Here is a 24,973-nt window from a genome sequence, read left to right on the forward strand (position 1 = left end):
CCATTCGCCCGTGCCCGTCATCGCCGCGATCGGCTACTTCTTCACCGGCCTCGTCATCCTGCTCGCGCTGCCGCTGCAGGTGCTGCTCTTCGCCGTCACGTTCCCGTTCGACCGGAACCGCGCGGTCGCGGGCCGCTTCTCGCGGCTCGTCGCCGTGGCCGTCACGCGGACGTTCCCGCCCTGGCGGCTGCGCATCGAGGGGCGCTGGCCGCGCGGGCGGCAGGCGTACGTGGTCGTCGCGAACCACCAGTCGATGCTGGACATCCTCATGCTCTCGAAGCTCCCTCGCGAGATGAAGTGGATCGCGAAGGAGTCGCTCTTCAAGGTGCCCTGGGTCGGCTGGATGTTCCGCCTCTCGGGCGACATCCCGGTCCGGCGCGGCGACTCGGAGAGCGGCGGCGAGGCGCTCGCGAAGGCGCGCCGCTACCTCGAGCGCGGCATGAACGTGATGATCTTCCCGGAGGGGACGCGGAGCACGAGCGCGAAGCTCCTGCCCTTCAAGTCGGGCGCGTTCCGGCTCGCGATCGAGGCGGGGGTGCCGATCCTGCCGGTCGCGGTGCACGGTGCGGCGCAGGGCATGCCGAAGGGGAGCCCGTGGGTCCGGCCGTGCCGCGCCTATGCGCGCATCCTCGAGCCGGTCCCCACCGCCGGCCTGAGGCCCGAGGACGCGGGCCGGCTCAAGGACGAGGTGCGCCGCCGCATCGCCGCGGCGCTCCCTGCCGCGGACGTGGCGAACGGCGACGCGCCGGCGCGGTCCGTCGAGCCCGGAGCGCCGGCTCGGACGTGACGGGCAGCTCGAGGGCGGTCGTGGCGCGCTCGCCCTTCGACAGGCTCGACTGCACGCACCGCTCGTGGTGAGCCTGTCGAACCACGGGCGGTCGGTCGCCATTGCGCCCGCTCGCGCCCGCGGACGTACAATGCCCCCGTGACCGTCCTCCTCGGCTACGGCACCCGCACCCTCGCGCTCCCGGACCTCCCCGGCGCGCGCGTGCTCCTCCCGCCCACTCCGCCCCCCGTGCCGGATCTCGAGGCGGCGATCGACGCAGCGCTCGCCCATCCCGTCGGCGCGCGTCCGCTCGCGACGGTCGCGACGGCGCGCACGCGCGTGGTGGTGATCGTGAGCGACGCCTCGCGCGACGAGCCGCGCGCGGAGCTCTTCGCGGCGGTTCGGCGCGCGCTCGGCGCGGTACCGGACGACCACCTCACGATCGCGGTGGCGAACGGGACGCACGGCCCCAAGCCGCTCGAGCGGCTCGGCCTGCCCGCCGCCGTCCTCGGCCGGCACCGGGTGGTGAACCACGACGCCCGCGACGACGCGTCGATGGTGGAGATGGGCCGGACGAGCCGCGGGACGCGCATCCGGGTGAACCGCTGCGTCGCCGAGGCGGACCTCATCGTCTCGACGGGCCGCGTGAAGCCGCACTACTTCGCGGGCTGGGGCGGCGGCGCGAAGGGGATCTTCCCCGGGCTCGGCCACGACGTGGACATCCGCCAGAACCACCGGCTCAAGGCGGAGGAGACCTCGGCGCTCGGCCGCGCCGACGGGAACCCGTGCCGCGAGGATCTCGAGGAGGCGGTGCGGCGGATCGGTCGCGACACCTACCTCGTGAACGTCGTCGAGGCGGGCGGCACGATCGTGGGCGCGGTCGCGGGCGACGTCGTCTACGCCCACCGCGAGGGCGTCCGCCTCGCCCGGCCCTGGTGCGAGGTCGAGGCGCCGAAGGCGGACGTGGTGATCGTCTCCGCGCCGCTGCCGGTGTCGGGCTCGCTCTACCAGGCCTCGAAGCTCATCCCGCCCGCGGGGCTGCTGCTCCGCGAGGGCGGCGTGGTGATCGTGGCGGCGGAGTGCCCGGAGGGCACCGGTCCGCTGCAGGTCGTGAACGAGGGGATCTTCGAGCTCGGCGTGCGGCGCTACCTGCCCGCCGGCGCGACGGTGCTGCTCGTCTCCGGGATGGACGAGGCGACGGTGCGCGAGACGTACGCGACCTTCGCGCCCGACCTCGCGGCCGCGATCGCGAGCGCCCGCGAGCGCGTCGGACGCGAGGCGACCGTCCTCGTGCTGCCGGACGCGGGCGACCTCGTGCCGCGGGCGGTGTGAGCGGCGCGCGCGTCGCCCGGTGAAGCCGAGCGTCGCCCCGGCGGCGCACCGCGGGCCTTCGTGCCACGCGCTTCATCGCCCCGCCATCGTGCGCACCGGACCACCGCACCGCATCGCGCCGGCGCGCTCCGAGCGCTCCCCAGGACGCGCGCCCCGCGGCGGGAGCCTGGACCCCTGGATGGGCTGATGACAGATCGCGGGCAGCCGCTGGACGTGCGCACGCGGCGACGTTATCGGCACCCGGGATGAGCTCGCTGCGCTACCCCATCCGCGCGGTGTCGAGGCTGACCGGGATCTCGGTCGACACGCTGCGTGCGTGGGAGCGGCGCTACCGGGTGGTCGAGCCGCAGCGCGACGAGCGCGGGAGGCTCTACTCCGAGGAGGACGTGGAGCGGCTCCGGCTCCTCGCGCAGGCGGTCGGGCGCGGGCACGCGATCGGGCGCATCGCGGCGCTGCCTCTGGACGAGCTCCGCGCGCTGGTCGCCTCGGGAGGAGGCGAGCCGGAGCTCCTGCGCCCCGGAGCGCCGGTCGATCTCGCGAGCTTGCGGGCGGCGATCGAGCGCTTCGAGCCCGCCGCGTTCCGCCGCGAGCTCTCCCACCTCGCCGCGGTCCTCCCCGCTCACGCGCTCGCGCGCGACGTGGCCCTCCCGCTCCTGCGCGCCGTCGGCGAGGGGTGGCACGAGGGGCGGCTCTCCGTCACGCAGGAGCACCTCGTCTCCTCGGAGCTGCGGAGCCTGCTCGGCGCGCTCGTGCGGCTGCAGCCCATCCACGAGAACGCGCCCCGCCTCGTGCTCGCGACGCCCGAGGGCGAGCTGCACGAGCTCGGGACGCTCGCCGCCGCGCTCGTGGCCGCGATCGCGGGCCTCGGCGCGATCTACCTCGGACCGAGCCTCCCCGCCGCGGAGGTCGTCGCCGCGGCGCAGTACGCCGCCGCGCGCGTGGTCGTGCTCGGCCTCACCGGGGGTGCCTCGCCGCAGGCCCTCGAGGCCGTCGCCGCGGTCGCGCGCGAGCTGCCAGCGAGCGTGGAGGTGTGGGTCGGCGGGGCCGGGGCGGACGCCGCAGCGCAGGCCGGAGCGCCGCGCGTGCAGGCCATCGCGGACCTCGACGCCTTCGAGCGGGCGCTCGGGAGGGTGAGGGTGGGCGGGTCGCGCGGAGCGACTGACTGAGCGCGGCGCTCAGTCGTGGTCGTGCTTCCCGCCGCGGGCGTGCCCGTGGTGATCCGCGCTGCCGTGCTCGTGCTCGTGCCCGTCGTGGGAGTGGGCATGCGAGTGGCGCTCGTCACCGTGGGCGTGCTCGTGCGAATGCGCGTGCGAGTGCTCGTGGCCGTGGGCATGCGCGTCCGCGCCGCCGAGGCCGATCCCGTCGCGCAGCTCCTCGAGCCACGCCACCCACGCGTCCATCCCCTGGCCGGTGCGGGCGGAGACCTCGATCATCCGCGGCCGCGGCATCACGCGCGCGAGCGCGTCGTGGATCTTGGCGAGCTCGACGTCGAGGTGCGGGACGAGATCGCACTTCGTGAGCAGCACGAGGTCGGCGGCGTTGAACATCACCGGGTACTTGAGCGGCTTGTCCTCGCCCTCGGTGACGGAGAGCACCACCACGTTGGCCGCCTGGCCCAGGTCGTAGATGGCCGGGCAGACGAGGTTGCCGACGTTCTCGATGAAGAACATGTCGGTGTCGCGCCAGGGGAAGTCGTGGAGCGAGCGGTGCACGAGCTCGGCGTCCAGGTGGCAGGCCTGGCCGGTGGTGATGGCCTTCGAGGGGATGCCCGCCTTCTGGAGCCGGCGCGCGTCGTTGTCGGTCGCGAGATCGGCGGAGACGGCGCCGAGCCTCCAGCCCTTCGCGGCCGCGGCCTTCGCGGTCGCCTCGAGCACGGCGGTCTTGCCCGCGCCGGGCGAGCCCATGAGGTTCAGGGCGAGGACGCGCGCCTCGAGGAAGTGCTCGCGGTTGTGGCGCGCGGCGCGGTCGTTCCCGGCCAGGATCTTCTCGTGGAGCTCCACCGGGACGAGCTCGGTGTCGCCGCAGCCGCAGGTCGTGCACATCAGGGGACCTCCATCTCGATGCCGTCGAGGGTCAGCGCGTCGGAGCCGTCGTCGAGCTTGCCGGGCGTGTCGCAGGCCGGGCAGCGCAGGATGGCGCCGCGCGCGATGGGCGTCCTGCAGCGCGGGCAGGACCAGCTCGCCGCGACGCGGGTGAGGGTGAGCGGGACGCCCGCGCAGATCGTGCCCGCGCGGAACGTCTCGTAGGCGGTCTGGAAGAGCTCGGGATCGACGCCCGAGAGCTCGCCCACGCGGACGGAGAGCTTGTGCACCGCGATCGCGTCGCGCTTCTTCGCCTCCGCCTCCACGCGGGTGACGAGCGCCTCGACGAGGGAGTACTCGTGCATTCCGCGCCTAGCAGATCCGCGGGAGGAGCTCGCCCTCGGGCTCCGCGAGCATGCGCTTGCCGAACCCGGTGTCGAGGATGACCGCGCCGGGCCGCTCGCCGATGGCGGTGGCGATGACGATCGCCGAGGCGCCCAGCGGATGGGCCCGCAGCGCGGCGAGGACCTTGTCCGCCGAGCGCGCCCGCACGCCGATGACCGCCTTGCCCTCGTTCGCGACGAGGAGCGGGTCGATGCCGATCATCTCGCCCGCGGCGCGCACCTCGTCGCGCACCGGCAGCGCGGTCTCGTCGATGACGATGCCGACCTTGCCCTTCGCGGCCATCTCGTGGAGCACGCCCGCGACGCCGCCGCGGGTCGGGTCCTTCATCGCCACCACGTCCTCGCCGCCGGCGCGGAGCGCCTCGCGGACGAGCCCGTTGAGCGGCGCCACGTCGGAGCGGAGGTCGCCCTCGAGCCGCAGGTCGTGGCGGCGCGACATGATGGCCATGCCGTGGTCGCCGATGGTGCCGGTGACGATGACGAGGTCTCCGGCGCGCAGGCCCGCGTCGCTGACGACGCGATCGGCGAGCGCGACGCCGGTCGTGTTGAGGACGATCCCGTCCACCTCGCCCTTGCCCATCACCTTGGTGTCGCCGGTGACGATGGGCGCGTTCGCCTCGCGCGCCGTCTCGCGCATCGAGGCCACGACGCGCTCCAGGTCGGCGCGCGGGAAGCCCTCCTCGAGCACCACCGCGCAGGTGAGGCCGAGCGGCTCGGTCGCGCCCATCATGGCGAGGTCGTTCACGGTGCCGGAGACGCTGAGCCGACCGATGTCGCCGCCCGGGAAGAAGATGGGGTGCACGACGTGGGAGTCGGTGGTGACGACGAGCCAGCGATCGCCGACGCGGATGGCCGCGCCGTCGTCGAGCGCCGAGAGGCCGATGCCGTCCACCGGGGAGGCGAGGGTGAGGAACACGTCCTCGATGAGCTGGCGCATCGCGCGCCCGCCCGAGCCGTGCTTGAGCCCGATCTTCGCCTGGGGCTTCTCCATCTAGGTCCCCACCTTCCTGAGATCCGGGACGCCGCCGTAGGTGTGCCAGATGCGGCACTGCCCCTCCGACGACACCATGCAGGCGCCCACCGGCGACTCGGGGACGCAGGCCCTGCCGAACAGCGCGCAGTCGCCCGGGTTCGCGAGGCCGAGCATGATCGAGCCGCAGATGCAGCCCTTCGCGGCCTCCTCGGCCTCCTCGTCGCGCACCGGCGAGGTGTCGATGCGGAAGCGCTTGCGCGCGTCGAGGTGCGCGTACTCGGGCGTGAGGTCGAGGTTCCCATCGCGGACCTCGGCGATGCCGCGCCACCTGCCGGTCACCGGGCGGAACACCTTCCAGAGCGAGCGCTGCGCGGCGAGGTTGCCCTCCTTCGTCACGCAGCGCGGGTAGACGTTCGCGACCTCGGGCTTCCCGGCGCGCATGAGCTCGGTGAGCTTGAGGATCGCGGCGAGGATGTCGAGCGGCTCGAAGCCGGCGACCACCACCGGCTTGCCGGTGCGCGCGGCGAACGGCTCGAAGATGCCCCAGCCGGTGATGATGGCGGCGTGGCCCGCCGCGATGTAGCCCTCGATGTTCGTCTCCGGGCTCTCGGCGACGACGTTCATCGCGGCCGGGACGTACTTGTGCACCGACAGGATGGAGAAGTTCTTCGGCGGGTTCGCGAGCGCCACCGCCGCGGTGGCGACCGCCGTGGTCTCGAAGCCGGAGCCGAGGAAGACCACCTCGTCCGCGGGGTGCTTCTCGGCGAGCTCGAGCGCCTGGGACACGGAGTAGACGACGTCGACCTTGGCGCCCTCGGCCTGGGCGTCCGCGAGCGACCGCGCGGTCCCGGGTAGGCGCAGCATGTCACCGTAGGTGCACACGCGCGCGCCCTGGACCGCGAGCGCGACCGCCTCGTCCACCTCGGGGCCGTCGGTGACGCAGACCGGGCAGCCCGGGCCCATGATGAGCTCGAGGTCCGGCGGCAGCACGGCGCGCAGGCCGAAGCGCGCGATGGCCTGCTCGTGACTGCCGCACACGTGCATGACCGAGACGCGCCGCCCGAGCGCAGCGACCTCGTGCCCGATCGCCTCGGAGAGGGCGCGCGCGCGCACCGGGTCGCGGAACTTGAGCTCCTGGAAGAGATCCTTCGCTGCCATGGGGTCTCCACGCCACCGCGCGCTCGCCGGAGCGCCGCGCCGGCGGCTCGCTACTCCTTGTGCTTCGCCGCCGCGATCTCGCCCCGCACGTCGGCGGCCATGAGGTCCGCCTTCGCGCCGGAGACGTCGAGGATCTGGTCGAACAGCGCGAGCGTCTCCTGCACCTCGTCGGGCGGGATGCGCCGGATGGCGAAGCCGACGTGGTTCAGGACGTAGTCCCCGACCGACACCGGCTCGTCCACGATGTCGAGGCGGAGCTCCTTCCTCACGCCGAAGAAGTCCACCGTCGCGCTCATCCCGTCGATGGCGAGGACCTTCCCTGGAACGCCGAGGCACATGTGTTGGGCTCTCCGATTACGGGTGCGCGCGCGCGTCCGCGACGAGCGCCTGGCCGAGCGCGATCCCACCGTCGCCGGGGGGCACCTGACCGTGTGGGTATACCGCGAAATCCGCCGAAAGCTCGCCGAGGAGGCCCTCGGTCAGCCGGGCGTTCTGGAAGCAGCCGCCGGTGAGCACCACGGGCAGCCGCCCGGTCGCCCGGCTGGCGTGCCGGACGAGCTCGGCGCCGGCGCGGGAGAGCGTGGCGTGGAAGCGGGCCGAGATCGCCGCGGGCGCGGTGCCGGCGAGGACGTCCGCGACGAGGGCGCGCCAGAGCGGGCGCAGGTCGAGCTCCGCGACGGGGGCGCCCGTGTCGACGTCGAACGGGTAGGGCGCCTCGCACGAGCTCGCCGAGCCGGCGGCGTTGTCGAGCGCGAGCGCGACCTGCCCCTCGTAATGGGAGACGCCACGGCCGAGCGCGAGCGCGCCGGCGGCGTCGAAGGCGCGGCCCACGCCGTGGGCGCGCGGCGAGTTGAGGCCGGTCGCGAGCAGGCGGCGCACGACGGCGAGCTCGGCCGCGGGGACCGCGCGGAAGAGCGGGAGGTCCGCGACCGGCGCGTCCTCTCCGAAGGCGTCGAGCAGCGCCGCGAGCGCGAGGCGCCACGGCTCGCGGATGGCGCGGTCGCCGCCGGCGAGGGCGAGCGGCCGGAACGTGGCGAGGCGCTCGAAGCGGCCGCGCTCGGCGAGGAGGAGCTCGCCGCCCCAGGCGGTGCCGTCCGGGCCGAGGCCGGTGCCGTCCCAGGCGAGCGCGAGCACCGGGCCGTCGAGGCCGTGCTCGGCCATGGCGGCCGCGGCGTGCGCGTGGTGGTGCTGCACCTCGACGAGCGGGACGCCGAGCGCGGCGGCGCGCTCGCGGGCGTAGCGGGTCGAGACGTAGAGCGGGTGGAGATCGCAGGCCACGACCTCGGGGCGCAGCGCGAGGAACCCCTCGAGCCGCGCGATGGCCGCCTCGAACGCCGCATAGGTCTCGAGGTTGTCGAGGTCGCCGACGTGCGGCCCGAGCACCGCCTCGTCGCCGCGCGCGAGGCAGAACGTGTTCTTGAGCTGCGCGCCGACCGCGAGGACGGGGCGCGCGAAGCGGCGGTGGACGATCACCGGGCGCGGGACGTAGCCGCGCGAGCGGCGCATGACGAGCGGCTGGCCCGCGATGGTCCGCGCGACCGAGTCGTCGCAGCGCGAGGCGATGGGCCGGTCGTGCACGAGGAAGAGGTCGGCGATGCCGCCGAGCCGCCGGACCGCCTCGTCGTCCTCGAAGGCGATGGGCTCCTCCGAGAGGTTGCCGCTCGTCATCACGAGCGGCCGGCCCGCGGCCTCGAGGAGGAGGTGGTGGAGCGGCGCGTAGGGGAGGAGGAGGCCCACGAGCGGGCTGTCCGGCGCGAGCTCCCGCGCGAGGGCCGCTTCCGGTCGTCGGCGGCACAGCACGATGGGGCGCTCGACCGAGGCGAGCAGCGCCTCCTCCGCCTCGCCGATGTCCGCGAGCGCACGCGCCGCGGCGAGGTCGCGGACCATCACCGCGAGCGGCTTCTCCTCGCGGCGCTTGCGGGCGCGCAGCGTCGCGACCGCCGTGCTCGAGGTCGCGTCGCAGGCGAGGTGAAAGCCGCCGAGGCCCTTCACCGCGGCGATGGCGCCCGCGGCGAGCGCGCGGCCGACCTGGCCGATGGGATCCGTCACCTCGACCGCCGAGCCGTCGCGCGCGACGACACGCACGCGCGGCCCGCAGGCGGGGCAGGCGTTCGGCTGCGCGTGGAAGCGGCGGTCGAGAGGATCGGCGTACTCGCGCGCGCACGCCGGGCACATCGTGAACCCGGCCATGGTCGTGGCCGGCCGGTCGTAGGGGGCGCCGTGCGCGATGGTGAAGCGCGGGCCGCAGTCCGTGCAGTTCGTGAACGGGTAGCGGTGGCGGCGGTCGCGCGGGTCGAAGACCTCTCGCTCGCAGGCGGCGCAGGTGGCGAGGTCGGGCGGGATGGCCGCGCGCCGCTCGGCGGCGGGGCCGCTCGCGACGATCTCGAACCCCTCCAGCCCTTCCGCCGCGATGGGCTCGCTCGAGAGCGTCTCGATGACCGCCGCCGGCGGCCGGTCGCTCCGGAGCCGCCGCTCGAGCTCGTCGAGCGCGGCGGCAGGTCCGAACGCCTCGACCGTCACGCCGGACGCGTCGTTCCGCACGCGCCCCGCGAGCCCGAGCGCGTGCGCGAGCCGGTACACGAAGGGCCGGAAGCCGACGCCCTGGACCGTGCCGCTCACGGTCAGGCGCCGACCGGCGGGCGCGCGCTGTAGGGGATCGGTCCGCATCGTCTCCGGCTCTCATAACGGCGCGGCGCGGCGCCGGCCGTGCCTCGCCTTCACCCCCGCGGCTTCTCCCACCACAGATCCGGCGCTGCCGGCGGAACGCGTTCCGTCACCGCCACCCCGAGCGCCGCGAGCTCCTTCGCGACCTGGGCGACGGCGCCGTCGATCGCCGCGCGCACCTCCGGCGAGAGGCCGATCCCGGTCGCCACGCTCGCCGGGACCACGCCGACGAGCTTCACCGTCCTCGGAGAGACGCCCATGAACTCCGCGTTCATGAGGGCCTCGCGGACTCCGGGCTCGTGCGGGCTCATGGCGAGGACCGGCGCCTTGTGCAGCAGCTCCTCCTTGTCGTAGACGCGCAGCGTGCCCGGCGCGGCCTTCGCCTTCACCGCGTCCACGAGGACGAGCCCCTCGAGCCCGGCGATGAACGCGGTGAGGTCGTAGCCGGGGGTGCCGGCGTCCATCACCTGCACGTCGGGCGGGACCGCGTGGCGCGCCTCGAACACGCGGACCACGTGCGGGCCCACGGCGTCGTCGCCGGTGAGCACGTTGCCGATGCCGATGACGGCGATGCGGGGGGACATGAGGCTCCTGCGTCGAAAGAGAATCCCGCCCCGGGAGGGAGTCCGGGACGGGATCGGTTCTACCGCGCGTGCCGGCCGCGCGCCGCTCGCCCTTCGACAGCTCGGGGCGAGCGGCCACGGGAAGGCTCGTGGCTACAGCACCTTCACCCGCGCGAGCTCCTCGCCCTCCGCGTCCACGGTGTGGATCGCGCAGGCGAGGCACGGATCGAACGAGTGGATCGTGCGGAGCGCCTCGAGCGGGAGCTTCGGGTCGGCGATCGGGTTCCCGACGAGCGACTTCTCGTAGGGGCCGAGCTGATCCTTCGCGTCGCGCGGGCCGGCGTTCCAGGTGGACGGCACGACCGCCTGGTAGTTGGCGAGCTTCATCGTCTTGCCGTCGGTCTCGATGACCGACCAGTGCGAGAGCGTGCCGCGCGGCGCCTCGTGGAAGCCGACGCCCTTGTACGTGCCGGGCTTCAGGTTCTTCATCGGGTCGACGAAGATCGCCGTGTCGCCCTTGCCGATGTTCTCGACGAGGAGCTTCCAGTGCTTGAGCGCGAGCTCGCCCATGGTCGCCGCGCGGATCGCGCGGGCGGCGTGGCGGCCGAGCGTCGAGTGCAGGACCGCCGGCGTGAGCTTCACGCCCGCGATCTTGCCGGCGGTGCCGAGGCAGAAGTCCGCCCACTTCTTGATGCTCTCGTGGCCGCCGGCGTAGCCGACGAGCACCTGCGCGAGCGGGCCCACCTGCACGGGCTTGCCCTCGAGGCGCGGCGCCTTCACCCACGTGTACTTCTCGGGCGCGGGCGTCTCCGCCTTCCACTCACCCGTGTACTTCGGGTTCGTCTGGCCCTCCCACGGCTGGCGGACGGTGTCGCCCTCGTAGTAGGCGCGGGCGATCGACTCCGTGACGTTCTGCTTCAGGTAGTCGTCGTTCCAGCTCGCGACCGGCTTCACGTTCGAGAGATCGCCGTTCCAGATGACGCCGCCGGGCAGGTCGAACCGGGTCATCTTCACGTCGGTCGGCATGTCCGGCACGGCGAGGTAGTTCGTCACGCCCGCGCCGTACTTGAGCCAGTCCGGGTAGCTCGCCGCGATGGCCGCGACGTCCGGCAGGTAGACCTGCTGCACGAAGGTGACGACCTCCTCGAGGAGCGTCTTCACCTGGTACAGCTTCTCCATGTTGAGCGCCGCGGGGCTGTCCAGGTTGATGGCGTTCGCGACGCCGCCCACCGCGAGGTTCTGGATGTTCGGCGTCTTCGAGCCGAGGATCGCGACGACCTGGTTCGCCTTGCGCTGCACGTCGAGCGCCTGCAGGTAGTGCGCGACGGCGAGGAGGTTCACCTCCGGCGGGAGCTTCATCGCCGGGTGGCCCCAGTAGCCGTTGGTGAAGATGCCGAGCTGGCCGGCCGCGACGAAGCCCGCCACCTTCTCCTTCACCGCCTTGAGGGCGTGCTTGGAGTTGCCCGCCCACTGCAGGCCGAGCGAGTCGGCGAGGTTCGCCGCCTTCTCCGGGTCCGCCTTCAGCGCGGCGACCACGTCCACCCAGTCGAGCGCGGAGAGCGCGTAGAAGTGGACGATGTGATCGTGGAGCGCGTGGGCGCTCATGATCACGTTGCGGATGAGCTGCGCGTTGAGCGGGATCTCGAGGCCGAGCGCGTTCTCGACGCTGCGCACCGAGGCGATCGCGTGCACGGTGGTGCACACGCCGCAGATGCGCTGCGTGAACACCCAGGCGTCGCGCGGATCGCGGCCCTGCAGGATGGTCTCGATGCCGCGCCACATGGTCCCGGAGGACCAGGCGTTCTTGACCGCCCCGCCGTCCACCTCGACGTCGATGCGGAGGTGGCCCTCGATCCGAGTGACGGGGTCGATGGTGATGAGCTTACCCATGGACGTTCACCTCTCTGCCTAGCGGCTGGCGGCGGCCTTCGCGGGGCCGCTGCCGACGTGGGTGTGCTCGTCGCGGACGTCCTCGACGACCACGACGGGGAACTTGCGGGAGACGAAGATGAAGAGCGCGACGCCGACGGCCGCCATGCCCACCGTGACGATCGTCTCGCCCAGCGACGGCCAGTAGTTCCAGCCGGCGGCGATGGGCTTGCCGTCCGCGGTCCACCCGGCCGGGCGGTACATGGTGAGGTAGGCGTCGACGCGGTACGCGGCGCCCGCCGCGACGGCGAGCAGCGCCGCCCCGAACATCCGGCCCTTGTTCCGCTGCACGCGCGGCGAGAGGAACATGAGCGCGGGGGCGAGGAAGAGCGCGAGCTCGGCCACGAACAGGAGCGTGGGGAAGTCGAGCGCGAGGAAGCGGAGCTTGCCGCTCCAAACCACGTCCGCCACGCGGAGCACCACGTAGAAGAGCAGCATGCCCGCGTTCACCTTGGACATGTCCGCGAAGAGCTTCGGGTCGTGCTTGGCGTTCCAGGTGAGGTTCAGGATCGTGACGAGCGCCACGACCGCGCCGAACCCCATGGACAGGCAGGAGACGAGGAACAGCGTGGGCAGGAGCGCCGTGTGCCAGAGCGGGTGGATCTTGGGGCCGGCGATGAGCATCAGGCCGCCGAGGGAGCTCTGGTGCATCGTGGGGAGCAGGATCGCGAGCGCGATGATGTAGGGCATCGCCTTCGCGAGCCGCGGGCCCCAGGTCTTGCCGATGGCCGCCCAGCGCGGCGAGCGGCTCGCGGCGGCGCCGTCGAGGATCGAGGGCAGCACCTCGATCCACAGCACCGTCACGTAGACGATGACGCAGATGGCGACCTCGAGCAGCGCGGAGCTGAGGTTCCACCAGGGGATCCACGGCAGCAGGTACGAGTTCCAGTACCGGCCGAGCGCGATCATGATCGAGCTGCCGCCCAGCGTGTAGGCGATGGCGCCGACGAGCACCGCCGGCCGCACGAGGCCGTGGTACTGGCCCTTGTTGAGGAGGTAGCAGAGCAGGCCGACCGAGTACGCGCCCGCGCCGATGCCGGTGAAGACGACGACGTTCACCGGCTCCCAGATGCCCCAGGTGAAGCCGTCCGTCATGTTCGACACCGGCCCGACGCCGGCGAAGAAGCGGTAGGCCATCACCACGGCGGCGACGCCGAACAGCGCGAGCAGCACCAGCATCGAGCGGTCGAGCAGGCTCCCGCCGATGGCCTTCGGATGATCGTGGGCGCTCATCTACTTGCCCTCCTCGCGGTGCTCGGCCGCCTCTTCCCTCTTCCGGTTCCGCGCGATGAGCGCGGCCATGCCGAGGTACAGCGCGACCGGCGTGACGCCGTGCAGGTACGGGGCGTGGGAGACGCTCTCCGAGAACGAGGCCTGGGAGCGGTCCGGCAGCTCCGGCAGCCCGAGCTGCGTGAACGAGACGCCCGCGGGGGCGAGGTACAGCACCTGGGTGCCGCCGCCCTCCTTCTCGCCGTAGACGTGCTGCTGGTAGCGCGCGGGGGAGGCGGCGATGCGCCGCTTCGCCTCGGCGAGCAGCTCCTCGCGGCGGCCGTAGACGACCGCCTCGCGGGGGCAGACCTCGCAGCAGGCCGGGTTCGCGATGGAGAGGAGCCCCTCCTGCTTCGGGTCGGCGCGGTGCCGGCACAGCTCGCACTTCACGATGAGCGGGAACGCGTCGAACCACTCGAACTTCGGCACGTTGAACGCGCAGCCGATCTGGCAGTAGCGGCAGCCGACGCAGGTGTTCTTGTCGTAGACGACGATGCCGCTGCCGGCGCGCTCGCCGGGGAGCTTCTTCTTCCCCTCGCCCTCCTTGTGGAGGGCGCCCATCATGCAGACCGACACGCAGGACGGGTCGACGCAGTGCATGCACTGCTGCTTCATGTAGGTCGGGCCGTTCGCCGCCTCGACCGCCTTGATGACGTTCTTCGTGCTGCTGTTGAGGTCGCGGGGCGCGTCGTACTGGCCGCCGGTCTCGCCGGTCTCGAGGTCCACCGGCAGCTTGTTGGCGCGCTTGCACGCGCTCTGGCAGGCGCGGCAGCCGACGCACAGGGTGGCGTCGAAGAGCATCCCCACCGCCTGGGGGCGCGGCTCGACGGCTTCTCGAGCGGACGCGGTCCCGGCGAGCGCGGTGGTCGCTCCCGCAACGGCCGCTCCCTTGAGCAGGTCTCGTCGTGAGATGCGCATGGGGGGCTACTCCTTCCCCTCGGTCTTCTCGGAGTCGGCGCTGATCTTCCGCGTCGCGACGACGCCCGCGCCGACGATGGCGCCGACGACGGCGCTGCCCACGCCGACGGCGAGGGCGCTCTTGCCGAGCACCGTGTGGTCGGGGTGGATGGCGGGGTAGGCCATGGGGGCCGTCGGGTTCTGGACGGGCAGGTTCGTGTAGATGGGCACGGTGAAGCCGACGCCCTGCTCGGTGCAGCCGACGCAGGGGTGGCCGATGCCGACCGGCCACGCGCCGGGCACCTCGCAGAAGTCGAGCAGCGAGCAGTTGGCGTGGGTCTGGGGGCCCTTGCAGCCGAGCTTGTAGAGGCAGTAGCCGTTGCGGTGCCCCTCGTCCCCGAACGCCTGCGCGAACCGGCCGGCGTCGAAGTGCGGGCGGCGCTGGCAGTCCTCGTGGATGACGCGGCCGTAGGCGAACTTCGGGCGGCCGAGGTCGTCGAGCGCCGGGAGCGTGCCGAAGGTCGCGTACTGCAGCACGGTGCCGAGCAGGTTGTAGGGGTTCGCCGGGCAGCCGGGCAGCGTGACGACCGTCTTGCCCTTCAGGATCTGCGGCGCGCCGGTCGCGCCGGTCGGGTTCGGCGCCGCGGACGGGACGCCGCCCCACGACGCGCACGAGCCGATCGCGATGATCGCGCCGGCCTTGGCGGCGACGGCGTTGAGCGTGTCGATCGCCTTCTTGCCGCCGACCTGGCAGTAGATGCCGCCGTCCTTCTCCGGGATCGCGCCCTCGACGACGAGGACGAACTTGCCCTCGTTCTCGTGCAGGGCCTTCTCGAGCGCCTCCTCGATCTGGCGGCCGGCCGCCGCGAACAAGGTCTCGTGGTAGTCGACCGAGACGAGGTCGAGGATGAGCGCGCCGACGTCCGGGTGGCTCGTGCGGAGCAGCGACTCGGTGCAGCCGGTGCATTCCTGGAAGTGGAGCCAGATGACCGAGGGCTTCCTTCCCTTGGCCACGTTCTCCGCCATCTTCTCGCCGGCCCAGGCCGGGAGGCCCACGGCCGCCGCCGCGGTGGTGCAGACCTTGATGAAGTCACGGCGGGAGACACCCTTGGTCTCCAGGCCGAGCACTTCGGAGCCCATATCGTTCATTCCGTCCTCCGGGTGCCGCGGAGACTGACCGCTCCAATCGAAAATTACAACCTGCTAAAATTCCCCGGCTTTTCGGAAATCGGGCAAACGAAATGTTTGCGTGGCGCTCGTGCGGCAAATGGACGCCGCGCGCTATCGGCGCACCCTTCCGTCGAGCCTGAGGCTTGACCGACGTCACGCGGAACCCGGGTCAAACCCGAAAACGGGCCCGCGAATTGGCCTTTGTGGACTCCGCGAGACAACATTGACGGGATGGCTCCACGTTAAATTTGCGCCAACAATTTTGGGGTGAAAATCGAGGGGAGGCGGCGCGCGCGAGCGGATCGTGTCGAGGAGTCGGTCCGGGTCCCTCGGCGACGGTTCACAGGGCGGCGCGGGCCAGGACGGAAAGTGAATGCGGGAGGCGGCTCACCCGGCGTACGGGTGCGACAAACAGTGAAAGCGCCGGCGACCGGCGAGGGCGCCACGGCCGGAGCCGGGCATCCTCACCGCCGCGCGGCGTACCCGCCGCCGGGGAGGTCAGCGGCCCGCGGCCGGCTCGGCGAGCTCCGGGGCGACGACCGCCCGCGGGACGACCTCGATCGCCGCCAGCGCGTCGAGCTCGGCGTCCGCGGGGGCGGCGGAGAGCGTCTCGAAGCGCCGCGCCGCCGGGAGGACCCGCGCCTCGAGGGAGCCGACCGCGCGGTTGTACGCCTCGACGGTGCCGCCCAGCGCCCGCCCGAGCCGGGCGAAGTGGCCGCCGAGATCGGCGATCCGCTTGTACAGCTCGCGGCCGAGCGCGCCGACCGCCTCGGCGTTCTCGGCGACCTGGGCCTGGCGCCAGCCGTACGCCACGGCCTTGAGGAGAGCGATGAGCGTGGTCGGCGTCGCGATGATGACCTGCCGCTCCACGCTCGCCTCGAGGAGCGAGGGGTCGGCCTCCAGCGCCGCCGCGTAGAAGCTCTCGCCGGGGAGGAACAGCACCGCGAACTCCGGCGCGGGCCGGAGCCGCTCCCAGTAGGCCTTGCGCCCGAGCTGCTGCACGTGCTCGCGGAGCTGCCGGGCGTGATCGGCGAGGTGCGCGCGCCGCGCGCCGTCGTCCTTGGCCTCGATCGCCTCCAGGTACGCCGCGAGCGGCGCCTTGGCGTCGACGACGACGTTGCGCCCGCCCGGGAGGTGCACGACGAGATCGGGGCGCAGCCGGCCCTCGTCGCCGTCCACCGTGGCCTGCTCCTCGAAGTCGCAGCGGTCGAGCATGCCCGCGAGCTCGACGACGCGGCGGAGCTGCAGCTCGCCCCAGCGGCCGCGAGCCTGCGGGGCGCGGAGCGCCTTCACGAGGTTCGCCGCCTCGCCGCGGACCTGCGCCTGCGCCTCGGCCACCTGCCGGAGCTGCTCGGTGAGCGCGCCGTACGCCCCCTCGCGAGCCCGCTCGATCCCGCGCAGCTCGCCGTCGAGCTTGCCGAGCGCCTCGCGGACGGGGGCGACGAGCGCCGCGATCGCCTCCTCGCGCCGGGCGAGGTCGCCGTCGGCCGCCGCGCGCTCGCGGCCGAGGGCGGCGCGCGCGAGCTCGAGGAAGGAGGCGCTCGAGGCGCGGAGCGCGTCGGCGGAGAGCGCCTTGAAGGCGTCGGACAGGCGCGCGCGCGCGTCGTCCACGAGCGCCCGCTTCTCCTCGGCGCCGGCCCGCTCGGCGGCGAGCGTCGCCTCGAGCTCGGCGATGCGCACGGCCCGCTCGGCCGCGCGCCGCGCCTCGCCGCTCCGCGCGAGGAAGCCCAGGGCGGCGCCGAGCGCGACGCCGAGTGCGAGGAGGAGGAGACCCGTCGAGTCCATGTGGGAGAGCCTACTCCCGCGGTCTGTCCGCCCCGTTCGCCTGCGCGGCGCAGGAGGTCGCCCCGAGGTAAAAGGACCGGACCCCATGGAGGACCCCTCGATGCGCCTCGCCGCCCGATCCCTCGCCACCGCACTCTCCGTCGCAGCGCTCCCCGCCGCCGCCGCGCCCCGCGCGCTGCCCGGCGCCGCCGACCTCCGGCGCGCCGACGCGCGCTACGCGCCGGTGGACCTCCGCCTCGATCTCTCCAGGCTGCCCGAGGGCGAGCGGCGCGCGCTCGCGCGGCTCGTCGAGGCGGCGCAGGTGATGGACGCGCTCTTCCTGCGACAGGTCTGGGCCGGGAACGAGCCGCTCCTCCTCGCGCTCTCCCGGGACCGCTCGCCGCTCGGCGCCGCGCGGCTCGCCGCGTTCCTCCGCAACAAGGGGCCGTGGGACCGGCTCGACCACGGCGCGCCGGCGTTCCTGCCCGGCGTGCCGGAGAAGCCGGCCCAGGCGAACTTCTACCCGGCCGGCGCGACGAAGGAGGACGTCGAGCGGTGGCTCGCGGGGCTCGCCCCGGAGGCGAAGGCCGCGGCGACGGGGTTCTTCACGACGGTGCGCCGCGCCCCGAATGGCGGCTTCGTCGCGGTGCCGTACGCGCTCGAGTACCAGGGCGAGCTCGCCCGCGCGGCGGAGCTCCTCCGCGAGGCGGCGGCGGCCACCGCGGACGCCGGCCTGCGCAAGTTCCTCGAGGCGCGCGCCCAGGCGTTCGTCTCGAACGACTACTACGCCTCGGACGTGGCCTGGATGGAGCTCGACGCGGCGGTGGATCCCACCATCGGGCCGTACGAGGTCTACGAGGACGGCTGGTTCAACGCCAAGGCCGCCTTCGAGGCGTTCATCGGCGTCCGCGACGACGCCGAGACCGCGAAGCTCCAGCGCTTCGCGGCGGAGCTGCAGGGCATCGAGGACGTGCTCCCGATCGACGCGGCGATGAAGAACCCGAAGCTCGGGGCGATGGCGCCGATCCGGGTGGTGAACGAGCTGTTCGCGGCGGGCGACGCGATGCACGGCGTGCAGACCGCCGCCTACAACCTGCCGAACGACGAGCGCATCGTCCGCGAGATGGGCTCGAAGCGCGTCATGCTGAAGAACGTGCAGGAGGCCAAGTTCCGGAAGGTGCTCGTGCCGCTCGCCGGTCTCGCGCTCTCGCCGGCCGACCGCGCCGCCGTCGCGTTCGACCCGTTCTTCACCCACATCCTCATGCACGAGCTCCTGCACGGGCTCGGGCCGCACGAGATCACCGTCGCCGGCCGCAAGACCACCGTCCGCGCCGAGCTCGGCGACACCTACAGCGCCCTCGAGGAGGCGAAAGCCGACGTGGCCGGGCTCTTCGCGCTCCGGAAGCTCCTCGACGAGGGGAAGCTCGACCGCGCCATGGAGCGGACGCTCTACCCGACCTTCCTCGCCTCCGCCTTCCGCTCCATCCGCTTCGGCGTCGGCGAGGCGCACGGGCGCGGCATGGCGCTGCAGCTCAACTGGCTCCTCGACGCGCGCGCGATCGTCCCGCGCCCGGACGGCACCTTCGCCATCGACGGCGCGCGGATGAAGGAGGCGGTGGTCTCGCTCACGCGCGAGATCATGACCATCCAGGGGAAGGGCGACCGGGCCGCGGCGAAGGCGCTGCTCGAGAAGATGGGCGTGGTGCGGCCGGAGGTGAAGGCCGTCCTCGACCGGCTCTCGAAAATCCCCGTCGACATCGCCCCGCGGTTCGTGACCGCGGAGGAGCTCACCCGGGGCTAGCGCGGGGCGCGCGCCAGGGCCGCCTCGATCGCGCCGAGCGGCGGGGGCTTCGCGAGGTGCTCGTCGAAGCCCGCCTCGGCGGCTCGGCGGAGGTCGTCCGGCAGGGCATAGCCGGTGAGCGCCACGAGGTAGGCGCCGCGCGTCGCCGGGTCGGCCCGGCACGCGCGCGCCACGCCGTAGCCGTCGAGCTTCGGCAGCCCGATGTCGCAGAAGACGACGTCCGGGCACAGGGCGCGGGTGGCCGTCACGGCGGCCTCCCCGTCGTGCGCCACGGCCACCTCGTGGCCGGCGAGGACGAGCAGGTCGTGCAGGGTCTCGGCCGCGTCCACGTTGTCGTCGACCACGAGGACGCGCCGCCGCGCCGCCGTGGCCGGAGGTGCGGGGAGCGGGGCGCGCTCCGCCGGAGCCGCGGCGATGGGGAGGCGGACCACGAACTCGGCGCCCGTCCCGAGGCCCTCGCTGTGCGCGTAGACCTGCCCGCCGTGGAGCTCCGCCAGCCGCCGCACGAGCGCGAGCCCGAGCCCCAGCCCCCCCCGGCTGCGCTCGAGGCTCACCTCCGCCTGGGCGAACGGCTCGAACAGCCGCTCCAGCATCCCGGGTTCCATCCCGATGCCGGTGTCGCGCACGCGGAGGAGCGCGTCCGCGCCGAGCGAGAAGAGCTCGAGCAGCACGTGGCCGCCCGGCGGGGTGAACTTGGCCGCGTTCTGGAGGAGGTTGCCGACGATCTGGGTGAGGCGCGTCGCGTCGCCCGAGATCGGCACCGGCGCGCCGGGGACGTGCACGTCCAGCGCGACGCCCGCCTCCGCGAAGAGCGAGCGGTGGTCGTCGGCGGCGCGCCGGACCACGTCGCCGAGCGACACCGGCGCCGTGCGGAGCTGGATCTTGCCGCGCGAGATGCGGGTGAGGTCGAGCAGGTCGTCGACGAGCCGCGAGAGGTGCCCGAGCTGCCGCTGCAGGACCGCGCGGGCCCGCCGCGCGGGCTCGGCGCCGGGATCGGTCCGGTCGAGCACGTCGAGCGCGTTCCGCATCGGCGCGAGGGGGTTCCTGAGCTCGTGCGAGAGCACGGCGAGGAACTGGTCCTTGCGCCGATCGGCGGCGACGAGGGCCTGCTCCGCGTGCTTTCGCTCGGTGACGTCCAGGGCGATGCCGCGGACGCGCACCGCCTCCCCCGCTGCGTCGTACTCGGCGCGGCCGATCTCCCAGAGCCAGCGCTCGCCGAGGGCCGGATGGTGGATGCGGAACTCGGCGCTGTACTCCTCGCCGTGCTTCACCGCCTGCGAGAGCGCGCTCTGGGCGACCGGCGCGTCCTCGGGCACCATCCGCCGCTCCCAGGCCGCGATGTCCGGCCCGCGCGCCGCGAGCGCCGTGCCGAACAGGGCGTGGCACTCGGGGGACATCCACGCCGTCCGGGCGACGAGGTCGAGCTCCCAGACGCCCGCGTGCGCCGCGCGCTGCGCGAGCCGGAGCAGCGCCTCGCTCGCGCGCAGGTTCTCCTCGATGCGTCGGCGCGCGGTGATGTCGTGAACCGTCGCGACCGTCCGGAACGGGCGCTCGTTCGCGTCCCGCAGCACGGTCCCGGTCACCACCACCCACGCGATCTGCCCGTCCTTCCGGACGTAGCGCTTCTCGATGGTCCAGCCGTCGGTCTCGCCGCGCAGCGCCGCCGTGATGGCGGCCGCGTCGCGGGCGCGGTCGGCCGGGTGGGTCAGGTCGGCGACGCCGCGCTCGAGCAGCTCCTCGACCGAGTAGCCGGTGATCTCGCAGAAGCGCCGGTTCACGCGGACGAAGCGGTTCCGAGCGGGATCCCCCATGGCCTTGCCGCTCCCGGCGAGGTCGAAGATCGCGCGGAACTCCCGCTCGGTGGGGATGAGCTCGGAGGGGGTGCCGTCGTCGAGCGGCTCGGGGGGAGAGGTCCTCCCGGTGGTGGCTTCCAGCGGCGAGCGCCTCGGCACGATCACTCCGGTACGGGTCCTTCGAGAGCGCGGATGTTACCGCGCGCGCCGGGGCGCGACGACCGCAGCCGCGCGGCCCCGTTGGGCCCCGCTCACCCCGGTCTCACGCATTCGGGGGCGCGCGCGGACCTCCTCGGGTCGAGTCCGCGCGGCCCCGCCAGCGCTGCACCTCAGCGCTTCCCGGACCGCCCCTCGCCGCGCGGCGGGGAGCCCGCGCTGGAGGCCGGCGCGCCCTTGCCGCCGAGCAGCGCGAGCCGCCGCCGCGCGAGGACGTGCGCGCCCGAGGGGTCCTCCGCGCCGTCGACGAGGTCCGGCTGCACGCGCGCGTACGCCGCGCGCGCCGCCTCGGGGAGCGCGAAGCCCTCGGCGATCCGCCCGGCGACGAACCAGTCGGAGCCCTCGAGCGGGCGCCCGTCGTCGAGGGAGCGGAGGAAGACGTCGCGCGCCTCGGCGGGACGGCCGAGCTCGGCGTACACGGCCGCGAGGGTGTTCAGCGCGGCGTGGTCGCCCGGGGCGCCCTCGACCGCGCGGCGCGCCCAGGCGAGCGCCTCGGCCGAGGCGCCGCCGCGGAACAGCTCGAGCCACGCGCCGTCGTTGTAGACGACGGGGGTCGCGCGGCCGGTCTCGACGAGCCGCCGGAACCCGCGCGCGGCACCGTCGCGATCGCCGAGGAGGAGGCGCGAGCTCGAGGCGAGCGCGAGCACCTCCGCGTCGTCCGGGAGGCGCGCGAGCATCGCCTCGGCCGCGCGGGAGAGATCCGCGCCGCGCCCGAGCCGCCGGAGGGCCCAGGCCTTCGCCGCGAACCCCTCGTGCGAGGCGGGCGCCTCGGCGAGCAGCGCGTCGGCGGCCGAGAGCACCGCCTCCGGCCGGTCGCCGTTGCGGTGCGCCTGCGCGAGCGCGACGAGCACCGCTCGCCGCGCCGCCGGCTCCCGCGCGTCGCGGGCGGCGGTGAGGATCTCGACTCCGCCCGGGTCGCCGTCGGCGAACGCGGCGAGCGCCGCCGCGGCGAGCCGCGCGTGGGCGGCATCGAGCGCCGCGCCGGGCGGGGCGAGCGCCGCGAGGACGCCGGCGGGCGTGCCGGGCTCGCCGGCGGAGCCGGGGACGTCCTCGCGCGCCCAGGCGAGCCAGCGCGCCGCCCGGGCGGCGTCGCCCGCCTCCGCGGCGCGGCGGGCCTCGGCGCCGACGATCGGCCAGGCGGTCTCGGACGCGAGGAGGCGGAGCGCGCCCCCCTCGCGCACGACGAAGAGCGACGTCGCGTGCTCCCCCGGCGCCGCGGCGAAGCGCAGCCGGATCCGGGCGCCCGTCGCGGGATCGCCGTCCCGGTAGAGCTCGAGGCCGGAGAGGGCGACGTCGAGGAGCAGGTCCGAGGTGACGCCCGCCTCGCGCAGCGAGCGGCGGACCGCGCCGAGCGGCGCGGACAGGCCGGCGAGGAGCGCCGCGCGGGCGGGCCCGACGGCGCGCGAGGAGAGGAGCGGCTCGAGCTCGCGGCCGGGGTCGGGAGAGGAGAGGGCCGTGACCACGACCGCCTTCGCGAGCCGGGCCACGTCGTCGCCCTGGGCGGCGACCTCCTTCCACGGGCGGAGCGAGGCGAGCAGGTCGGCGAAGGTCGCCACCTCGTCGGCGTCGTGCGCGCCGCGGACGGCGCTCCGCGCGAGCGCCGCCGCGAGCGGGTAGCGGCGGTCGCGGGCCAGCCGCGCCGCGGCGTCGCGGAGCGCGGTGCGCCCGTCGTCGCCGAGCGCGTCCGCCTCCGCCTCCGCCTTCCCGGCGCCGCCCAGCACCGCCGCGGCGGCGACGAGGATCGCGTTCCGCTCGGGGGAAGGGCCGAGCCCGCGCGCGAGCGCGAGGGCGTCGGCGTGCCGCCCGGCCGCGAGCAGCGCCGCGAGCAGCCCCGCGTCGTACGGGCCCGCGCCTGCGTCGGCGCGGAGCGCCTCGTACTCCGCGAGGGCGGCGCCGAGGTCCGCCCCCGTCCCGAGGAACATTCCCCCGGCGCCGCGCGAGAGGAGCTCCGCGAGGGCGGAGCGCCCCCCGGCGTGGCGGGGGTCGAGCTCCGCGGCCCGGCGGTAGGCGGCGATCGCGCCCGCGCGGTCGTAGCCGTGGCCGAAGCGGCGGCCGACGGCGTCGTGCTCCAGGATCCAGCCCAGCACCCGGTGACCCCAGGCGCGCGCGGGCTCGAGGGCGATGCCGCGGCGCGCCTCCGCCGCCGCGCCCTCACCATCGCCCAGCTCGAGCAGCGCGAGCGCGAGGTGGAGCGGGTGCATCGCCTCGCGCGGGTGCGCGGCGCCGAGGCGCCGGAGCTCCGCGAGGCCCTCCTTCACCTGGCCGTCCGCGAGGAGCGCCGCGGCGGTCCGCTCGAACGCGATCCGCTCCGGCTCGCCGCCGGCGAGGGACCGCGCGCGCGCGGCGAGGGCGTCGGCGTCGGCCGCGCCGAGGCGGCGGCCGCCGGTGTCGAACACGTAGGTGGCGGTGACCGTGCCGTCCTTCCCCGCGGAGAAGCGGCGCGTGAGCGTGGCGGGCCCGAAGCGCTCGATGGCGTCCTCCGGGAGCCGGCGCGCCCGGAAGCCGTCCGGCGGGAAGACGCGGTAGCGGAGCTCCCAGCGGTACGGCAGCGCGAGGGCCAGGTCGTCGCGGCGCGGCGCGGGCTCTGCCTCTCCCTCGCGCGCCTGGGTCAGGAACGCCGGGAGCGGCTCGAGCACCGGCGCGGCGCCGACCGGCACGAGCGCGTCGTCGTCGCCGGTCTCCGCGAGCGCGCTCTCGTCCGCCTCGACGCGGACGGCGAGCTTCGCGGCGGGATCGTCGAGGTGCTGCACCTCCGCGCCGAGGAACGTGCCGGCGCGCAGCACCTCCCGCGCGTACCGCTCGTCGATGCGATCGCGGTGGTCGGCGGGGATCCGCGCCCGGAACTCGCGCTCGCTCGAGGCGAGCGCCCCCGAGAGCTCGCGGGTCTCGACCACGCGGCCGCGCCCGAGCTCCGCGAGGTGAAGCTCCCGCACGGTGAGCGCGGCGTTGTCCGCGGGGCCCGACGCAGGCGTCCGGACGAGGTCGCGCGTCTTGCGCGCGACGACGAGCGCGAGCTTGCCCTGCAGCTCGAGCGGCAGCGTCCCCGGCGGGAGCCGGGGCGAGGCCGGGTCGATCCAGATCGCCGCGCCCTTGCCGCCCACGTGGACGAGGGCGCGATCGAAGACGCCGAGCCCGGGGACCTCGCGCGGCGGGTCGCCCCACTCGCCCGAGGTGAGGGCGACCTCGGCCTCGAGGCCGGCGGCGCGCAGGAGGGCGACGTACAGCGCGGCGAGGTCCTTCGCGTCGCCCTCGCCGCGCGCGAGCACCTCCGCCGGCTTCCCCGGCGCGAGCGGCGCCTCGTCCACCGGCACCCCGGTCGCGCGCACGCGGGGGCGCAGGAACGCCGCGATCCGGCGCACCGCCTCCTCGCGCTTCGGCCGCCCCGCGCCCAGCGCGGCGCGCGCCTCGGCGCGGAGGTCCGCGCCCGCGATCGCGCCCTCGAAGATCGCTCGCACGCGGCCGGCGACGTCGGCCCAGGACTGCCCCGCCGCGAACGCGAGGTACGGCGCGGGCGCGAGCTCCGGCGGCGCGCCGGGGTCGCGTGGCGGCGTCCCGCTCGCGTCGCGGCGCTCGAAGACGAGCGTCCGGATCCCGTTCGCGACCGTCTCGACGGGCGCGAGCTCGACGCCGCGGACGACGAAGCGGACCGGCAGCGCGGCGGGCGCCTCGATGCGGACGCGCACGAGCCGCGCGGAAGAGGCCCTGCCCAGGCCGAAGCGCTGGACCGTGCCGCCGGCGGCGAGCGAGGTCTCGCGCACGGTCGTGACCTGCTCGACGACGGCGCCCGGCCGGACGCCGGGGATCGTCCCGGAGAGCTCGCGCCGCTTGGAGGGCGGGGCGCCGGGATCCTCGACGGGCCCCTCGGCGAGGGCGGCCGGATCGAGCGTGAAGACGCCGTCGGGCGCGACGACGCGCGCGCGGATCTCCGGCCGGCTCTCGCTCCAGGGCGCCCAGGCTCGCTCGACGCGGGCGGACGCGCGCGCGGCCTCGCCGCTCATGGGGCGGTAGACGAGGCGGTAGGTCTGCGCCGCGGCGCCCTGCGCGTCGAGCCGGTAGATCGCCTCCTCGAGGAGCACGTCGAGCGGCGCGCCGCCGGGCGGCGGGAGCGCGTCGGCGGCGGCCCGCACCGCGGCGGGGTCGGCGGAGAGCGGCGCGCCCTCCCAGGGGGCGGCGGCGCGCGCCGCGCGCACGGAGAGGAGCGCCGCGGCGAGCGCGAGCAGGAAGCGGAGGTGGGTAGGCACCGCCGCATTCTG

At 74.7% G+C, this 24,973-nt stretch carries 18 protein-coding genes; 4 read left to right on the top strand and 14 right to left on the bottom strand.

Annotated elements, in window-relative coordinates:
- Window positions 1-10 precede the first annotated feature (10 nt).
- From MLV88_RS13300 to MLV88_RS13310, 3 genes are all read left to right on the top strand, one after another.
- Window positions 11-787, top strand: a complete 777-nt coding sequence (locus MLV88_RS13300) for a lysophospholipid acyltransferase family protein (protein WP_242340162.1) — start codon at window positions 11-13, stop codon at window positions 785-787.
- 138 nt (window positions 788-925) lie between these two features.
- On the top strand, window positions 926-2,098 hold the full coding sequence (locus tag MLV88_RS13305) for a lactate racemase domain-containing protein (RefSeq protein ID WP_243337671.1): 1,173 nt from the start codon (window positions 926-928) through the stop codon (window positions 2,096-2,098).
- 245 nt (window positions 2,099-2,343) lie between these two features.
- Window positions 2,344-3,264 carry a MerR family transcriptional regulator gene (locus MLV88_RS13310; protein WP_242340160.1) on the top strand — a complete coding sequence of 307 codons (921 nt, stop codon included), beginning with the start codon at window positions 2,344-2,346 and terminating at the stop codon, window positions 3,262-3,264.
- 9 nt (window positions 3,265-3,273) lie between these two features.
- Here MLV88_RS13310 and hypB read toward each other — a convergent pair whose 3' ends face one another.
- The 12 genes from hypB to MLV88_RS13370 all read right to left on the bottom strand — a co-directional run bounded on the left by hypB (window position 3,274) and on the right by MLV88_RS13370 (window position 16,931).
- The gene (hypB, locus tag MLV88_RS13315) at window positions 3,274-4,140 is read right to left on the bottom strand and encodes a hydrogenase nickel incorporation protein HypB (RefSeq protein ID WP_243337672.1); all 867 of its coding nucleotides are present in this window, start codon (window positions 4,138-4,140) and stop codon (window positions 3,274-3,276) included.
- Entirely contained in the window at window positions 4,140-4,484 is a 345-nt protein-coding gene (locus MLV88_RS13320; protein WP_242340158.1) for a hydrogenase maturation nickel metallochaperone HypA/HybF, read from the bottom strand. The genes hypB and MLV88_RS13320 overlap by 1 nt, the downstream gene beginning before the upstream one ends.
- Before the next feature lie 7 nt (window positions 4,485-4,491).
- Complete coding sequence (gene hypE / locus MLV88_RS13325; protein ID WP_242340157.1) at window positions 4,492-5,514, bottom strand: hydrogenase expression/formation protein HypE; 1,023 nt, start codon at window positions 5,512-5,514, stop codon at window positions 4,492-4,494.
- Window positions 5,515-6,654 carry a hydrogenase formation protein HypD gene (gene hypD / locus MLV88_RS13330; RefSeq protein WP_242340156.1) on the bottom strand — a complete coding sequence of 380 codons (1,140 nt, stop codon included), beginning with the start codon at window positions 6,652-6,654 and terminating at the stop codon, window positions 5,515-5,517.
- A 50-nt stretch (window positions 6,655-6,704) separates the two neighbouring features.
- Window positions 6,705-6,992, bottom strand: a complete 288-nt coding sequence (locus MLV88_RS13335) for a HypC/HybG/HupF family hydrogenase formation chaperone (protein ID WP_242340155.1) — start codon at window positions 6,990-6,992, stop codon at window positions 6,705-6,707.
- Between the two features lie 16 nt (window positions 6,993-7,008).
- Window positions 7,009-9,321 carry a carbamoyltransferase HypF gene (gene hypF / locus MLV88_RS13340; protein WP_242361172.1) on the bottom strand — a complete coding sequence of 771 codons (2,313 nt, stop codon included), beginning with the start codon at window positions 9,319-9,321 and terminating at the stop codon, window positions 7,009-7,011.
- Window positions 9,322-9,371: 50 nt separating this feature from the next.
- A complete protein-coding gene (locus MLV88_RS13345; RefSeq protein ID WP_242361173.1) occupies window positions 9,372-9,902 on the bottom strand; it encodes a hydrogenase maturation protease in 531 nt (176 codons plus the stop codon).
- Window positions 9,903-10,034: 132 nt separating this feature from the next.
- Window positions 10,035-11,771, bottom strand: a complete 1,737-nt coding sequence (locus MLV88_RS13350) for a nickel-dependent hydrogenase large subunit (RefSeq protein WP_242340152.1) — start codon at window positions 11,769-11,771, stop codon at window positions 10,035-10,037.
- 18 nt (window positions 11,772-11,789) lie between these two features.
- Window positions 11,790-13,043: an NrfD/PsrC family molybdoenzyme membrane anchor subunit gene (nrfD, locus tag MLV88_RS13355; protein ID WP_242340151.1), complete on the bottom strand. Its 1,254-nt coding sequence runs from the start codon at window positions 13,041-13,043 to the stop codon at window positions 11,790-11,792.
- Window positions 13,044-13,997, bottom strand: a complete 954-nt coding sequence (gene hybA, locus MLV88_RS13360; RefSeq protein ID WP_242340150.1) for a hydrogenase 2 operon protein HybA — start codon at window positions 13,995-13,997, stop codon at window positions 13,044-13,046.
- A gap of 6 nt (window positions 13,998-14,003) precedes the next feature.
- Window positions 14,004-15,125, bottom strand: a complete 1,122-nt coding sequence (locus MLV88_RS13365) for a hydrogenase small subunit (protein ID WP_243337674.1) — start codon at window positions 15,123-15,125, stop codon at window positions 14,004-14,006.
- Between the two features lie 519 nt (window positions 15,126-15,644).
- On the bottom strand, window positions 15,645-16,931 hold the full coding sequence (locus MLV88_RS13370) for a DNA recombination protein RmuC (RefSeq protein ID WP_242340148.1): 1,287 nt from the start codon (window positions 16,929-16,931) through the stop codon (window positions 15,645-15,647).
- 85 nt (window positions 16,932-17,016) lie between these two features.
- Between MLV88_RS13370 and MLV88_RS13375 the strand changes: the two genes are divergently transcribed.
- A complete protein-coding gene (locus MLV88_RS13375) occupies window positions 17,017-18,711 on the top strand; it encodes a dipeptidyl-peptidase 3 family protein (protein WP_242340147.1) in 1,695 nt (564 codons plus the stop codon).
- Here MLV88_RS13375 and MLV88_RS13380 read toward each other — a convergent pair.
- On the bottom strand, window positions 18,708-20,669 hold the full coding sequence (locus MLV88_RS13380; RefSeq protein ID WP_242356155.1) for a PAS domain-containing hybrid sensor histidine kinase/response regulator: 1,962 nt from the start codon (window positions 20,667-20,669) through the stop codon (window positions 18,708-18,710). The two genes, MLV88_RS13375 and MLV88_RS13380, sit on opposite strands and share 4 nt — an antisense overlap.
- A 164-nt stretch (window positions 20,670-20,833) precedes the next feature.
- Window positions 20,834-24,961, bottom strand: coding sequence for a DUF3857 domain-containing protein (locus tag MLV88_RS13385; RefSeq protein WP_243337677.1), 4,128 nt, complete (start codon window positions 24,959-24,961; stop codon window positions 20,834-20,836).
- Between the last annotated feature and the right edge of the window lie 12 nt (window positions 24,962-24,973).

It is taken from the genome of Anaeromyxobacter soli (genome assembly GCF_022808855.1).
Taxonomy (GTDB): domain Bacteria; phylum Myxococcota; class Myxococcia; order Myxococcales; family Anaeromyxobacteraceae; genus Anaeromyxobacter; species Anaeromyxobacter soli.